We start from the raw sequence: 14,412 nt of genomic DNA on the forward strand, positions 1-14,412 counted from the left end.
CCGATTCAATACTCCCTGCGGCGAGCCTGGATATTGCCCAGTTGATACTGCTGATAACCGGTGTAGGGAATAACAACGGTGTCTGCGATTGCTGAGGCAACCAGATCGATGGCAATCACCAGCGGTGTCCAGTGGAACGTTGTACGGGTGGGGCCGTTCAAGTTGCAGAACTGGTACGCCACACCGCTGTAGGCGCGGGGGATGGAGTGGCAATAAGACGGCCAGGTGACGAGATCGTCGGCAGCGCCTTTTTCGTCGACCAGTGTTTTTACCGTTCCGCAGCCTGAAAGCGCTGCAATCAAACAACCTGCAATCCATGGCTTCACGCTTATCTCCTTATGCTTTGAGTACGCGACCCGCTATCACTGGGCTCCGATTCCAAACTTGAATCTATCGAAAAAGCTCCACGACCGGGACGGTGGTGGTGAGTAGCAACCCGGCTGGTTAGGGGGTGAGGCGTCACACCGGACGGTGTAACCCTTGCTGCCGACTTCTCGACCGCCTTCACCCGTGCCGTGGTTGCTGTAGGAGGCGCATCCGCCTATCAGGCAGACAGCCACTACCGCGAGGGGAAACTTCATAGGTCCTTCCAGGAGCGTGTGGCTCGATGGCCAAGCGGATCAGGATTATGCCGGAAGCTGTGCAAGTCTTTCCTGCACGGCATCGTCAAAAATCATGTACAGCGCTTCGATATCTGCGGGCCGCAGGCGCTTTGCTGTCTCCAGACCCAGGATAAAACTGATCTGCATTGCGCCCTCGCGCTCAACGTCGGCACGAGTACTGGCAGCATTCAACGCCCTCACCAGATCGTTGACCGGATCGCGAATGGATTTCGGCAGTTTGAGGAGGTCGATTTTCTGCTGCGGCATGAGGTCTTCCGGGCGGGTTCGGGGGGCAAGAGGTTACCATCTTGTTCGCTAGCCCTCGGAATAAACCTGCCAGGGCGTGATTCACAGGGTTTGCAATTTTTCTTATAAAGAAGCCGGGCGGGACTGCCTGGGCCAGTGGCTCAAGCTCAGGTCAGCGGCCGTCACTACGGCTGAGCGCGCTCAAGGGTCTTCGAGTGGCTTGATCAAGTGGAGTCCTTGATTTCGCACGTTGCCGACCTCCTTGCTCACCTTCAACACAGTAAAATCCTCGGTCGGCCTGCAGCTCTGGGCGGCAATTTCGGCAGCACGCCGGGGTGATGTCCGAGGGTCAAGCCACTCGCGAGCGTGCTCAGGGGTGAGCACGACCGGACGTCGGTCGTGGATATCCACCATGCCTTCATCCGAGTCCGCGGTGATGATGACAAAGCCGTCGCGATCATCGGGCTCCAGACCCTCACGCACTTGGGCCAACGCGGCGAAAAACATCGCCCCTTTATCCTTCAGACTGATGAAGTACGGCTGCTTTTTCTTCGGGTCGGCAGGATCCTTCACCCATTCAAACCAGCCATTGGCCGGTGCCAGTGCGCGGCCATCGGGCCACAAGTCCTTGAAAAATTTTCCGCTCATCACCGTTTCGACTCGCGCGTTGATCGGGTCGGGGCGCTTGCCCTTTGCCCAGAACGGTGACCAGCCCCAGCGCACTTTGTCGATGCTCAGCCCGTCCTCGACCGGCCTGATGATCTCCACGCGGGTAGTCGGCGCGACGTTGTAGCGCTCGATTGGCCACAGGTCATAGCCGTTGATCACCAACTGCTTGGGCGCAAGCTCCTTGAGGTAGTGATCCATCGATTCATAGATCGAGTAGCGTCCGCACATGCTGTCACCCGTCGAAATGTCCTGCATGGGAGATTGACCGCAAGCGGCCGAGAACGTTAACTGTATATACATACAGCTTACTAAAACAAGGCATGCATCATGAGTGTCACTTTCCTCGGCCCATTGTCGACCGGCGGTCTAAGGCTGCCTCTTTATTCCTCCCATGCAGCAGCCGGGTTTCCGTCTCCTGCGGCCGATCACATCGAAAGGCACATCTCGCTGGATGAACTGTTCGATATTCGCGCCCCGCACGTGTACCTGGTGAAGATCGAGGGCGACAGCATGCAAGGGGTGGGCATTTATAGCGGCGACCTGGTCATCGTCGATCGCAGCCAGGATGCGGTGCACGGCGACATCGTGATTGCAGCCATCAATTCGGAGCCTGTGTGCAAGCGTCTGCATCGACGCGCGAATGTCGTGATCCTGATGTCGGAAAACCGGAAATACCCGCCGCGCTACGTGATGGAGGGCGACGAGTTGGTGATCTGGGGCGTGGTCAGGTATAGCGTCCGCGATCATGACAAAGCCTGAGCCGGTCTTCGCGCTGATTGACTGCAACTGCTTTTACGCCAGCTGTGAGCGAGTATTTCGCCCCGACCTCGCGCGCACGCCCATTGTGGTGCTGTCGAACAACGACGGCTGCGTCATCGCTCGCAGTTACGACGCCAAACCTTTTGTGAAGATGGGCGCGCCGTACTTCCAGATCAGGGATCATCTGCATCGCAACGGGGTGGTCGCTTTCAGCAGCAACTACGCCTTGTACGGCGACATGAGCGAGCGGGTGATGACCATCATCGAGTCGATGGTGCCGGCGCTGGAGGTCTACAGCATCGACGAGGCGTTTGCCGACCTGACCGGCATCGGCGGCGATCTGACGGCGTTCGGCCGACAGATCCGCTCGACGCTGTACCAATGCACCGGCATTCCCGTAGGCGTAGGCATTGCGCGCACCAAAACCCTGGCCAAGCTTGCGAACCACACCGCCAAGCGGCTGCTGGACCAGACCGGCGGGGTGGTCGATATGTGCGACCCGTTCAAGCGCGACTGGACATTGCGCAACACTGATGTGGGCGAGGTGTGGGGCGTGGGCAAGCGGATGAAAGCGCACCTGGCCTGCATGGGCATCAAATCTGCGATGGACCTGGCCCTGGCAGACCCCTGGACGCTGCGCCAGAAGTTCAGCGTAGTGATCGAGAAGACCGCTCGGGAACTCGCCGGCACGCCATGCCTGGAGCTGGGTGAGGCCGATCCGCCCAGGCAGGAGATTTGCTGCAGCCGAATGTTCGGCGACCGGCTGACCGCCATCGAGCCGATCAAAGAGGCCGTCGCCACCTATACCCAGCGCGCCGCCGAGAAGCTTCGGGCGCAGCAGTCGTTGTGCAAGAAGATTCGGGTCAGCATCCGCACCGGCATGTTCAACCCGCAGGAGGCTAAGTACGCCAACGGCGCGCTGGTGGAGTTGCCGTACCCCACCAACGATGTGCGGCTGATGACCAAGGCGGCGACCGAGGCGGTCAATCGCCTGTTCAGGCCGGGGTTCAAATACAGCAAGGCCGAGGTGCTGCTGATGGATCTGCGCCAGCCCGGGGAGTACACCGACGACCTGTTTGCGCATTCGCAACCGGTGCGCGCGGATAAAGTGATGCAGGTGCTGGATCAGATCAACGAAAAGTGGGGGCGTGGGATGCTGCGTGCCGCCAGCGTGCCGACAGATCCGGGCTGGGCCATGCGACAGGATCTGATGAGCCAGAGTTTCACTACTCGAATCGATCAGCTGTGGACGGTGAAGTGCAACTGATGCAGGTTTGCAGCAGCGCTCGATAGGGAAAAAACAGGTTGCCGTGGCAGCGCTGCGGGGGACGCTCACGCGCGTCCCCCGCAGGTGGTAAGCTGCGTCTCCAGAGTCGGGGAGTAGCGTCATTGAGAGCGTTCATGTTTCTTCGCGACCCGATGTTCCTGATCGGTGTGCCGGTGCTGGCGCTGGGATTGTTTTACGACTATCCGCAGCTCATGGGGCTGGGCATGTCACTGGTCGCATGTGCCTTGATCACCCAGTGACCGCCGCGGACAGCGATCAGATGCTGCAGCGGGCCGGTCTGGCCCGGGCGCTTAGCGTTCCAGTCCGCCTGCCAGCACACTTCGCAAGAACGGAGCCGTCCGGCTGGCCTTGGCCTTTGCCACCTTTTCCGGCGCACCGCTGGCCACAATACTCCCGCCTTGATCGCCCGCGCCGGGGCCGATATCGATGACCCAGTCACTCTGCGCCACGACGCGCATTTCGTGCTCGACCACAATCACCGTATGACCGCTGTCGACCAGCGTGTTGAGTTGCTTGAGCAGACGATCGACGTCGCTCGGATGCAGGCCGGTGGTGGGCTCGTCGAGGACATAAAGCGTGGCGCCACGCTGGCTGCGCTGCAGTTCGGTGGCCAGTTTGATGCGTTGCGCTTCACCACCCGATAGTTCGGTAGCCGGTTGGCCGAGGCGCAGATAGCCCAGTCCGATGTCGCGCAGCACCGTCAACGAACGGTACACCGCGGGCTGTTCGGCAAACACCTCGACGGCTTGTTCAACAGTCAATTGCAGCACCTGGGCGATGTTCAGGTCCTGCCACTTGATGGCCAGGGTATCAGGGTTGTAGCGGGCGCCATGGCAGGTCGGGCAGGGCGCATAGACGCTGGGCATGAATAGCAATTCGACGCTGACGAACCCTTCGCCTTCACACACGGGGCAGCGACCCTTGGCGACGTTGAAGGAAAACTGCCCGGCGTCGTAACCGGCCGCGCGCGCCTGGTCGGTGGCGGCGAACAATTTGCGCACACTGTCGAACAGTCCGGTGTAGGTCGCAAGGTTGGAGCGCGGCGTTCGGCCGATGGGTTTCTGGTCCACCTGCACCAGACGCTTGATGGTCTCCAGGCCACCGCTGATGCGTCCGCCGGTGATTTGCGGCGCGTCGTCCTCCAGAGTCGGCTCATCCTGGTCGGTCGCCGGAGCCGGTCGGCCCAGCTGAGCGCCAACCAGTTCCAGCAACGCCTGACTGACCAGGCTGGATTTACCTGAACCCGAAATACCCGTCACTGAGGTAAAGCAGCCCAGTGGAAATTGGGCAGCGAGGTTGTCGAGGTTGTTGCGGGTGACGCCTTCCAGTCGTAACCACTCAGTGGCGGCGCGCCGTGCGGTGCGCAGCTCGCTGTGGTCGGCAAACAGGTGCAGGCGCGTCTGGGATTCGTCGATCTGCGCCAATCCGGCTGGCGGGCCGCTGTACAGCACGCGGCCGCCATGTTCGCCGGCGGCAGGACCGACGTCGATCAACCAGTCCGCACGGCGCATGGTTTCCAGATCGTGCTCGACCACAAACAGCGAGTTGCCGGACGCCTTGAGCTGTTCGAGGGCGCTGAACAGCGCTTCGCTGTCGGCCGGATGCAGGCCCGCGGACGGTTCGTCCAGCACATAGATCACGCCGAATAGCTGCGAGCCAAGCTGTGTGGCCAGCCGCAGGCGCTGCAATTCGCCAGACGATAACGTCGGGGTGCTGCGCTCCAGCGCCAGGTAGCCCAGGCCCAGTTCGGTCAGCGTGCTGACCCGAGCCAGCAGATCCTGGGCAATGCGCTGGGCGGCCAGGCGTTTTTCAATCGACAGGTTGGGCGTGGCGCGAATGTCGGGAGCCGCGTCGTGCGCTGAACCACCGGCCTTGAGCCGCTGCTTGCGTGCATGTTCGATCTGCTGGCGGTCAAGGACGCTGTCGTCCTCGGGTGCCTCGAACGACCCGGCCGCTACCGGCCGCAGCACCTCAGCCAGGCGCAGCAGTGGCATCTGCGACAGCTCGCCGATATCCAGCCCGGCGAAGGTCACCGACAAGGCTTCGCGCTTCAGACGCTTGCCGTCGCACAGCGGGCAGGGGCTGCCGCGCATGAACTGCGACACGCGTTTTTTCATCAGCGCGCTCTGCGAGTGAGTGAAGGTGCGCAACACATAGCGGCGCGCGCCAGTGAAGGTGCCCTGGTAGCTGGGCTCGAGATTGCGCTTGAGGGCGACACGGGTTTGTTCGGGGGTCAGGCCCGCGTACACCGGGGCGGTGGGCTGCTCCTCGGTGAACAGAATCCAGTCGCGCTGTTTCTTGGGCAGGTCGCGCCACGGGATGTCGACGTCATAACCCAGGGTGACCAGGATGTCGCGCTGGTTCTGTCCCTGCCAGGCCAGGGGCCAGGACGCCACGGCGCGTTGGCGGATGGTCAGCGAGTCGTCGGGCACCATCAGCTCCTCCGGCACTTCATAAACACGGCCCAGCCCATGACATTCCGGGCAGGCACCTTGCGGCAGGTTGGGCGAGAAGTCTTCGGCGTACAGCATCGGCTGACCGGCGGGGTAGTGACCGGCGCGCGAGTAAAGCATGCGGATCAGGCTGGACAGCGTGGTCACGCTGCCAACCGAGGAGCGGGTGCTGGGTGTCCCGCGCTGTTGCTGCAGCGCCACCGCCGGCGGCAAACCGTCGATTGAGTCGACGTCAGGCACGCCGACCTGATCGATCAACCGCCGCGCATAGGGCGCCACCGATTCGAAGTAGCGGCGTTGCGCTTCGGCATACAACGTAGAAAACGCCAGCGACGACTTGCCCGACCCCGACACGCCGGTGAACACCACCAGCGCATCGCGAGGGATGTCGATATCGACGTCCTTGAGGTTGTGCTCGCGTGCGCCGCGCACCCGGACGAACCCGGGGCGGTCGGGCGCGACGATGAAGGAGACGGGAGAGCGGCTGTCGGCGTCGTCAGGCAGGTGTGGCGCAGTGGTCATGAAAAAGCCCTGAGTCAGAAATGGCGGTGGGGAGCGCTTACCGCGCTTTGGGCACTTGAGGCGTATGCCCGGCGTCGTCGTGCTCGCCCCCCGTCAAGGGTTGCTCCTGGCGGCTCTCCCTGTTGCGGTCGCGATCATCGGCGACGTCGGCAGGCTTTGCGTCCGGGTCGTTGAGTTCTTCTCCGCGAATCGGTGGATGCTGCTGTTTCATGATTTGTCTCCTGAGGATTGGCTTAAAACCTGGGCGGCTTGCAGGCCCTGGAGGAATCCCGCCAGCGCGACTTCTTCAAGACGCAGTCCCTTGCGTTGTCGTGAACGCGGCAGCTTGGCCAGTTCGCCCATGGCGAAGGCTTCCAGCACGGCCGGATGGATGTAGCACTTGCGGCACACGGCGGGTGTGTTGCCGAGCAGTCGTGCCACTTCCTTGACCATGGCGACGACGTGTTTCTTGGCGTCGGCTTCCGGTTCCCAGTCCAGCTTGCGCAGGGTGGCCAGGGCCATCGCACTGCCGGCCCAGGTGCGATAGTCCTTGGCGGTGAAGTCGGCGCCAGTCAGCTCGTGCAGATAATGATTGATGTCCGAAGAGCTGACAGTGTGCCGATGACCTTCCTCGTCAAGGTACTGGAACAGGTTCTGGCCGGGCAGCTCCATGCAGCGCTTGATGATATTGGCCAGGCGCCGGTCGGTGATACTGAGCTGGTGCTCCACGCCGCTCTTGCCGCGGAACTGGAAGAAGATTTTGCTGCCGTGCACACCCACGTGTTTGTTGCGCAGGGTGGTCAGGCCGTAGGAGCGATTGTCGCGGGCGTACTGGCTGTTGCCGATGCGAATCAGCGTCTGGTCGAGCAACGACACCACCGCCGCCATGACCTTTTCGCGGCCCATGCCGGGGGCGGCCAGCTGTGCTTCCAGCTGCTTGCGCACCTTGGGCAATACCAGGCCGAAGGCGATCATGCGCGAATACTTGTTCTCATCGCGAATCTCCCGCCAGCGCGGGTGATAGCGATACTGCTTGCGGCCGCGAGCGTCTCGCCCGGTCGCCTGCAGATGGCCGCGCGGGTCGGCGCAAATCCACACATCGGTGTAGGCCGGTGGAATGACCAGCGCGTTGATGCGCTTTATCTGAGCCTCGTCGCGAATGCGTTCGCCGTCGGTGTCGAAATAGGCGAATTTGCCGCGCAGGATCTTGCGCGTCAAGCCCGGCTGGCTGTCATCGACGTAATGCAGATCCTTGGGCAGGTCTTCGCTGAAGGTGGCGTCCGGCATGAGCGGCAATCCTGAGAGCTGGTCTTTGCATTGACCGTTGCGCCGCGCAGTCGTGCCGATTAATTATCTGCCGTGACGTCGCGACTCAGGCAAGCAGCGCCACTGACTTGATCTGCGCCCAGAGTTTTTGCCCGGGGTGCAGGTGCAACTGGTCACGCGAGTAGCGCGTGATACGGGCCAGCAGCGCGGTGCCGGCGGCATCCAGGCGCACCAGCACATGAGCGGCGTTGTCCGCAGGCACTTCGCTGATGACGGTGACCGGCAAGCGGTTGAGGATGCTGCTCTGGGCGTCCGGTTGCAGATTGAGGCTGACGTCTCGGGCCTGCACTTTGAACCGCAGCGCCTTGCCCGCAGCCAACTTGGTATGAGCCACGCGGATCGACAGCTCGCTGTGGGGCAGGCGGACGGTGAGCAGATGGTAGGCAGCGTCGTAGGCGCTCACCAGCCCCTCTATCACCACACCGGCGTCATCGCCCATCGCCAACGGCAGGTCCAGTCGCGCCAGGGTTTCGCCGATCGGTCCGCTGGCCAGGGCCTTGCCCTCGCTGAGCAGCACCAGATGGTCCGCCAGCCGGGCAACTTCATCCTGCGAGTGGCTGACATAGAGCATCGGAATGTCGAGCTCGTCGTGCAGGCGCTCCAGATACGGCAGGATCTCACCCTTGCGCTGAGCGTCCAGCGCGGCCAGCGGCTCGTCGAGCAGCAACAGATGAGGGCTGGTCAGCAGTGCCCGTGCGATACCCACGCGCTGGCGTTCACCGCCGGAAAGTTTGTCCGGCTGGCGGCCGAGCAAATGGTCAATGCCCAGCAAGGTGGTCGCCTGCTCCAGCTTGACCCGCTGATCACGCGCCGCGATGCGCTTGAGGCCAAACTCCAGGTTGCCCCTGACGGTGAGGTGCGCAAACAGACTCGCCTCCTGAAACACATAGCCCAGCGACCGCTTGTGCGGGGCGACGAACACACCGTTGGCGCTGTCCTGCCAGACCTGGCCGTTGACGCTGATCAATCCCTTGGCGGCTCGTTCAAGCCCGGCGATGCAACGCAGGCAGGTGGTCTTGCCGGAGCCGGAGTGCCCGTACAATGCCGTGACCCCGCGCCCTGGCAAGGACAGGTCGAGGTCCACGGCAAACTCGGGGAAGTCCAGGTTCAGGTGGACTTCGATGGTCGAGGTCATGGTCAGCTCCAGGTCGCTTTGGTCTTGCCGCTGGAGTAGAGCGCCAACAGAACCAGAAATGAGAACACCAGCATGGCAGCGGCCAGCCAGTGGGCTTGCGCGTATTCCATCGACTCGACGTGGTTGTAGATCTGCGTCGACACCACGCGGGTCTTCTGGGGAATGTTGCCGCCAATCATCAGCACCACGCCGAACTCGCCGACCGTATGCGCGAAGCCGAGGATGGCGCCGGTGATGAAGCCCGGACGGGCCAGCGGCAGCACTACCGAAAAGAATGTATCCCAAGGACTGGCACGCAGCGTCGCGGCCACCTCAAGCGGACGAGGACCAATGGCCACGAACGCGTTTTGCAGCGGCTGCACCACGAACGGCATGGAGTACAGCACCGAGCCGATGACCAGGCCGGTGAAGCTGAAGGTCAGGGTGCCCAGCCCGATGCTTTGGGTGAACTGCCCCAAGGCACCATTGGGGCCGAGCAGCAGCAGCAGATAGAAACCGATCACCGTCGGTGGCAGCACCAACGGCAAGGCCACCACAGCGCCCACCGGACCCTTGAGCCAGGACCGGGTGTGTGCCAGCCATAAGGCGATGGGCGTGCCGACGATTAGCAGGATCACGGTGGTCAACGACGCCAGCTTGAGCGTCAGCCAGATAGCCGCGAGGTCGGCACTGCCCAGCGGCATTTACAGCTGATACCCGTAGGACTTGATCAGCGCAGCGGCTTTGGGACCCTTGAGGTATTCCATCAGCGCCTTGGCGGCAGCATTGTCCTTGCCTTTGTTGAGGATCACCGCGTCCTGCTTGATCGGCTCATGCAGGTTGGCCGGAACGATCCAGGCAGAGCCTGCGGTCAGCTTACCGTCCTTGTACACCTGCGACAGCGCGACGAAACCCAGCTCGGCGTTGCCGGTCTGCACGAACTGATAGGCCTGGGCGATGCTCTGGCCTTCGACGATTTTGGGCTGGGTGACGGCGGTCAGACCGAGTTTGTCCAACACCTGAGTAGCGGCCAGACCATAAGGAGCGGCTTTGGGGTTGGCGATGGACAGGTGCTCGAATTTGCCGTCCTTGAGCACTTGGCCCTTGTCGTCGACGTAGCCTTCCTTGGCCGACCACAGCGCCAGGGTGCCGACCGCATAGGTGAAGCGCGAGCCCTTGACGATGTCGCCTTCACTCTCGAGCCTGGCCGGGGTGGTGTCATCAGCGGCAAGGAACACTTCGAACGGCGCGCCGTTCTTGATCTGTGTATAGAACTGGCCGGTGGCGCCGAAGGAGGCGACCAGCTTGTGGCCGGTGTCTTTCTCGAAATCCTTGGCAATGGCCTGAATCGGCGCGGTGAAGTTGGCAGCCACGGCAACCTGGACTTCATCGGCGAATGCGCTGCTGACCGAGAAGGCCGCAGCGACGAGTGCCAGGGATTTAAGCGTGACGCGAAGGGACGTTGCGCGCATGAAACAGCTCCATGTTGTTTTTCGAGGTGAGGCGCTCAACCGGGTACCGGCCAAGCGCTATGCAGCGGAATATATAGCGACTCATCACCTCAAGGAAGCTGTTGTTTTTGTCTAAAGCCCACGCAGTCGGTCAGTTTCTCAGGCCGGCCAGCTTTTCCAGGGTCTGGATTGCCAGCTGGCGGGTGAATTCCTCGGCGCCCAAGGCGTGCTTGATGCCCACCGCCTGACCGGCCCAGAGGTTCATGAAGCCGTCGTCGCCCAAGGGCTCGGCCTTGCCGCGCAAAGGCATCAGTGCACCGCCGGCACCCGGAAACGCCGGCGCCGCGGCGTTTATCGGGCCTATCTCAAGCATGATGCGATTGACGATGCCCCGGGCCGGCCGACCGGTAAACAGATTGGTCAGCGCCGTCTGGCTGTCCTTGGCGTTACGCAGTGCTGCCTGATGCAGCGCAGACGTCTTGGCTTGCGGGCAGAACAAATAAGCGGTGCCCAGTTGTACCGCAGAGGCGCCAAGCATGAACGCCGCCGCCACCCCTCGGCTGTCAGCGATACCGCCGGCCGCGATCACCGGCACACTGACCGCATCGGCAATCTGAGGCACCAGCGCCATCGTGCCGATCTGGGTGTGCAACTGATCGCTGAGAAACATACCGCGATGGCCACCGGCCTCCAAACCCATGGCGATGATTGCGTCGCAGCCGTGCTGTTGCAGCCAGACGGCTTCATCCACCGTGGTCGCCGAGGAAATCACCTTGGCGCCGGTGGCCTTGACCCGCTGCACGAACTCGGCAGGCGGTAGGCCGAAGTGAAAGCTCACCACTTCAGGCCTCAACTCCTCGACCAGCGCGCAACTTGCCTCATCGAACGGTGCGCGGTTGGAGGTCGGGGTGGGGGCGTCGAAGTCTGCGCCCAATTGCGCATAGTAAGGCCGTAGCAGCTCCTTCCAGGCCTTGTCGGCCTCAGGATTGGCTGCGGGCATCTGGTGGCTGAAGAAATTCAGATTCAATGGCGCGCGGGTGCCGGCGCGTATCAGTGCGACTTCTGCACGTATCTGCTCGTGGCTGAGCATGGCGCAGGGCAGGGAGGGAAGACCGCCTGCCTGGCCCACCGCTATGGCCAGGGCGGAACCGGCAGCACCGGCCATGGGCGAGAGTAGAAGCGGCACCTCGATGCCAAACAGTTTGAGGAGGCGAGTGTCGGGCCAGGCGATCATGGGCAGATTCTCCGGAACGGGTGAACGGGTGAGGTCGCTGATCAGTGAATCCTGAAACTGACAAGGTACAGCAGTGGTTTTGCGGCGCCGTTGAAAATGGCCGGTTGATTTAATAGACGGTCGGTCTAATATGCAACCCCATGAATGACATGATCGCAAAACCCAGGCGCCCGGGGCGTCCGCCGAAAGTTGCCCGCGCCGATGACTTCGATACGCGCCAGGCGCTGATTCGCTGCGGCGTGGAAATCCTCACCGAGCAGGGTTTCATGGCCACCGGCATTGACAGCATCGTCAAACGTGTCGGCGTGCCGAAGGGCTCGTTCTATCACTACTTCGCCAGCAAAGAAGCGTTCGGTCTTGAAGTGCTGGCCAGTTACGCCGGGTATTTCGCCAGGCGCCTGGACCGCTGGCTACTGGACGAGTCGCTGTCGCCACTGGAGCGTCTGGCCGGGTTTGTCCAATATTCAAAAGTCAGCATGGCGCGGCACCAGTACCGCCGAGGTTGTCTGGTGGGCAACATGGGCCAGGAGGTCAGTGTCCTGCCGTCAGGATTCCGCGCAGCGCTGGAGAAGGTGTTCCTCGACTGGCAAGAGCGCCTTCGCGCATGTTTTGACGCCGCCCGCCAGGCAGGGGAGTTGCCGCTAGAGACCGACTGCAGCGAATTGGCGGCGTATTTCTGGATCGGCTGGGAAGGCGCGGTGTTGCGTGCGCGACTGGTGCAAAGCGATGCCCCGCTCAATACATTCATCGCCGGATTTCTCCGTGGCTTGCCGCGCTGACTGTCCGGCTCTTTTTATAGACGATCGGTCTATACCGGAGGCAATGCATGTTCAATGGCATTTTGATCGACAAAGACGACAGCGGTTATCACACGCGGCTGACCTCGCTGGACGAGGCGCAGCTTCCCGCCGGTGATGTCACGGTGCGCGTGGCCTACAGCACCCTGAACTACAAGGACGCCCTGGCGATCACCGGCCGAGGGCCAATCGTGCGCAGCTTTCCCATGGTGCCAGGCGTGGATCTGGCCGGCACGGTAGAGCACAGCAGCAACCCGGACTTCCAGGCCGGTGATCAGGTATTGCTCAATGGCTGGGGCGTTGGCGAAGGGCATTGGGGAGGCCTGGCGCAGCGAGCACGCGTCGAGGGTAAATGGCTGATCCCTCTGCCACCGGCGTTCAGCGCGGCACAGGCCATGGCGATCGGCACGGCGGGGTACACCGCGATGCTGGCGGTCATGGCGCTGGAAAAGAATGGCGTGACGCCGGACAAGGGCGATGTGTTGGTGACCGGCGCCAATGGCGGGGTGGGCAGCTTCTCCATCGCGATTCTGGCAAGGCTTGGTTATCGCGTTGTCGCCTCGACCGGACGCGTGGATCAAAGCGAATACCTCAAGCAGCTGGGTGCGGCAGAGATCATCGACCGCGCGACACTCTCCGAGCCTGGCCGGCCGCTGGCCAAGGAACGTTGGGCGGGGGCCATCGACTCGGTGGGTAGCCACACCCTGGCCAACGTCTGCGCCAGTACCCGCTACTGGGGCACCGTGGCTGCCTGTGGGCTGGCACAGGGCATGGATTTTCCGGCGTCGGTTGCGCCGTTCATTCTGCGCGGAGTGACCCTGGCCGGGATCGACAGCGTCATGCGTCCACGGCAAGACCGCATCGATGCCTGGGCGCGCCTGACTACCGATCTGGATCCGGCGCTGCTGGCGTTGATCACTCATGAAATTGGCTTGAGTGAGGTCATCGACACGGCAGCGCGGCTGATGGACGGGCAAGTGCGCGGCCGGGTGGTGGTCGATACCCAGCGTTAACCGGATGAGCGAACAGCGGCTTTTCCGTAGCAGAAGTCGGCAATCTGCAGCACGTCGATTTGCCGTGCCGCAGGGTGTCTGGGGTTGATCAGCAGACAGCGGGTTTGGCCTTCGGTTACCGAAGGCAGGATCAGCCCCAGTTGTGTCCCGCTCTGCAACCAGTGGCTGCCGAAGTCCATGCTGGGTTTGTCGGCAGGCAGTGCCGCCCAGCCTGCAGGCAGGTGCGCAGGCGTGGGCTGCAGGTACAGCTGAGGATCGTCGGGCAATTGCAGATGCATGAGCTTGAACGGCAGTTGCGGGATATGCCCGGCAAGGATCAGGGTATCCAGTGCGCAACCGGACAGGTCAAGGCTCAAATACAGTGCGGGGACGTCCGGATGGTTCCAGCGGCCGCCGAAGCGGGCCGCTCCGGCCCCGGACAGATCATCGATATCAGCGGCCCTGCCGATTCTCCAGGCACGCATCAGACCACGCCGCCGTGCTGCAACGCGCAGAGCGTGCGGTGCACCTGACGCGCGCCGATTTCGGTTTCGCACAGCGCGATAGGCGTCTGGTCGTCGAGGGCGCGGTTGGGCGTGATCATCCAGCGTCGGGCGGTGTCCTGGTCTTCGAACAACTCGGCGGCGCGCACCGCCAGGGTGGCGACGCGGTCGAGCCGTTCCGAGCCCACCAGATCAAGCGGTCGCTGTTGCCGCTGACGGCGCTCAAGGGTGGAAACCGAGGTGCTGAGCAATGTTTCCAGCTGCCCGTTGCTCAGCTGGAACGCGTTGCGCACGGCCTTGACCCATCCAGGCGGGAAACCGCTGCGGATGTACGCCAGACGCTCGGTTTCGTTGCGGGTATTGAGTTGGTTGGCAATCAGCCAGAAGGCAGGGGTGGCCTGCTGGAACGAGGCTTGAGAAATGACCGGCACGTCCATGCTCCTTGATCAGGTATCCAGGGCTCAGGACGTTACGCCC

Annotated in this window: 17 protein-coding genes; 5 read left to right on the forward strand and 12 right to left on the reverse strand. The window is 62.5% G+C overall.

The genetic code is table 11. The features are described 5' to 3' along the window. Nucleotides 1-5 precede the first annotated feature (5 nt). The 3 genes from ACI2KS_RS10920 to ACI2KS_RS10930 all read right to left on the reverse strand — a co-directional run bounded on the left by ACI2KS_RS10920 (nt 6) and on the right by ACI2KS_RS10930 (nt 1,745). Entirely contained in the window at nt 6-326 is a 321-nt protein-coding gene (locus ACI2KS_RS10920; RefSeq protein ID WP_404619955.1) for a YceK/YidQ family lipoprotein, read from the reverse strand. Nucleotides 327-626: 300 nt separating this feature from the next. Next, nucleotides 627-869, reverse strand: a complete 243-nt coding sequence (locus tag ACI2KS_RS10925; RefSeq protein ID WP_404619957.1) for a hypothetical protein — start codon at nt 867-869, stop codon at nt 627-629. Between the two features lie 180 nt (nt 870-1,049). Next, nucleotides 1,050-1,745 carry an SOS response-associated peptidase family protein gene (locus tag ACI2KS_RS10930; protein WP_404620694.1) on the reverse strand — a complete coding sequence of 232 codons (696 nt, stop codon included), beginning with the start codon at nt 1,743-1,745 and terminating at the stop codon, nt 1,050-1,052. A 99-nt stretch (nt 1,746-1,844) separates the two neighbouring features. On the opposite strand from ACI2KS_RS10930, the gene ACI2KS_RS10935 reads away from it, so the two are divergent. The 3 genes from ACI2KS_RS10935 to ACI2KS_RS10945 all read left to right on the forward strand — a co-directional run bounded on the left by ACI2KS_RS10935 (nt 1,845) and on the right by ACI2KS_RS10945 (nt 3,803). Beyond that, nucleotides 1,845-2,276, forward strand: a complete 432-nt coding sequence (locus ACI2KS_RS10935; protein ID WP_404619959.1) for a LexA family protein — start codon at nt 1,845-1,847, stop codon at nt 2,274-2,276. Beyond that, nucleotides 2,263-3,543 carry a translesion error-prone DNA polymerase V subunit UmuC gene (gene umuC / locus ACI2KS_RS10940; RefSeq protein WP_404619961.1) on the forward strand — a complete coding sequence of 427 codons (1,281 nt, stop codon included), beginning with the start codon at nt 2,263-2,265 and terminating at the stop codon, nt 3,541-3,543. Before ACI2KS_RS10935 ends, umuC begins: the two co-directional genes overlap by 14 nt. Nucleotides 3,544-3,677: 134 nt before the next feature. Continuing rightward, on the forward strand, nt 3,678-3,803 hold the full coding sequence (locus tag ACI2KS_RS10945) for a hypothetical protein (RefSeq protein WP_404619963.1): 126 nt from the start codon (nt 3,678-3,680) through the stop codon (nt 3,801-3,803). A 51-nt stretch (nt 3,804-3,854) separates the two neighbouring features. On the opposite strand, the gene ACI2KS_RS10950 is transcribed toward ACI2KS_RS10945, so the two are convergent. From ACI2KS_RS10950 to ACI2KS_RS10980, 7 genes are all read right to left on the reverse strand, one after another. Next, nucleotides 3,855-6,539, reverse strand: coding sequence for an excinuclease ABC subunit A (locus ACI2KS_RS10950; RefSeq protein WP_404619965.1), 2,685 nt, complete (start codon nt 6,537-6,539; stop codon nt 3,855-3,857). Between the two features lie 37 nt (nt 6,540-6,576). Next, nucleotides 6,577-6,750, reverse strand: coding sequence for a hypothetical protein (locus tag ACI2KS_RS10955; RefSeq protein ID WP_404619967.1), 174 nt, complete (start codon nt 6,748-6,750; stop codon nt 6,577-6,579). Continuing rightward, nucleotides 6,747-7,805, reverse strand: coding sequence for a DNA topoisomerase IB (locus tag ACI2KS_RS10960; protein ID WP_404619969.1), 1,059 nt, complete (start codon nt 7,803-7,805; stop codon nt 6,747-6,749). Before ACI2KS_RS10960 ends, ACI2KS_RS10955 begins: the two co-directional genes overlap by 4 nt. Nucleotides 7,806-7,890: 85 nt before the next feature. Then, on the reverse strand, nt 7,891-8,979 hold the full coding sequence (gene modC / locus ACI2KS_RS10965; RefSeq protein WP_404619970.1) for a molybdenum ABC transporter ATP-binding protein: 1,089 nt from the start codon (nt 8,977-8,979) through the stop codon (nt 7,891-7,893). Nucleotides 8,980-8,981: 2 nt separating this feature from the next. Continuing rightward, on the reverse strand, nt 8,982-9,662 hold the full coding sequence (gene modB / locus ACI2KS_RS10970; protein ID WP_404619972.1) for a molybdate ABC transporter permease subunit: 681 nt from the start codon (nt 9,660-9,662) through the stop codon (nt 8,982-8,984). Continuing rightward, nucleotides 9,663-10,430, reverse strand: coding sequence for a molybdate ABC transporter substrate-binding protein (gene modA, locus ACI2KS_RS10975; RefSeq protein ID WP_404619974.1), 768 nt, complete (start codon nt 10,428-10,430; stop codon nt 9,663-9,665). Between the two features lie 130 nt (nt 10,431-10,560). Then, on the reverse strand, nt 10,561-11,643 hold the full coding sequence (locus ACI2KS_RS10980; protein WP_404619976.1) for an NAD(P)H-dependent flavin oxidoreductase: 1,083 nt from the start codon (nt 11,641-11,643) through the stop codon (nt 10,561-10,563). 140 nt (nt 11,644-11,783) lie between these two features. Between ACI2KS_RS10980 and ACI2KS_RS10985 the strand changes: the two genes are divergently transcribed. Further along, nucleotides 11,784-12,422, forward strand: a complete 639-nt coding sequence (locus ACI2KS_RS10985; protein WP_404619978.1) for a TetR/AcrR family transcriptional regulator — start codon at nt 11,784-11,786, stop codon at nt 12,420-12,422. Between the two features lie 47 nt (nt 12,423-12,469). Next, complete coding sequence (locus ACI2KS_RS10990; protein WP_404619980.1) at nt 12,470-13,453, forward strand: MDR family oxidoreductase; 984 nt, start codon at nt 12,470-12,472, stop codon at nt 13,451-13,453. Here ACI2KS_RS10990 and ACI2KS_RS10995 read toward each other — a convergent pair. Further along, the gene (locus ACI2KS_RS10995; protein WP_404619982.1) at nt 13,450-13,917 is read right to left on the reverse strand and encodes an RES family NAD+ phosphorylase; all 468 of its coding nucleotides are present in this window, start codon (nt 13,915-13,917) and stop codon (nt 13,450-13,452) included. The genes ACI2KS_RS10990 and ACI2KS_RS10995 overlap by 4 nt on opposite strands. Continuing rightward, a complete protein-coding gene (locus ACI2KS_RS11000) occupies nt 13,917-14,366 on the reverse strand; it encodes an antitoxin Xre/MbcA/ParS toxin-binding domain-containing protein (protein ID WP_404619984.1) in 450 nt (149 codons plus the stop codon). Before ACI2KS_RS11000 ends, ACI2KS_RS10995 begins: the two co-directional genes overlap by 1 nt. Nucleotides 14,367-14,412 lie beyond the last annotated feature (46 nt).

The organism is Pseudomonas sp. NPDC087358, from assembly GCF_044900785.1.
GTDB lineage: Bacteria > Pseudomonadota > Gammaproteobacteria > Pseudomonadales > Pseudomonadaceae > Aquipseudomonas.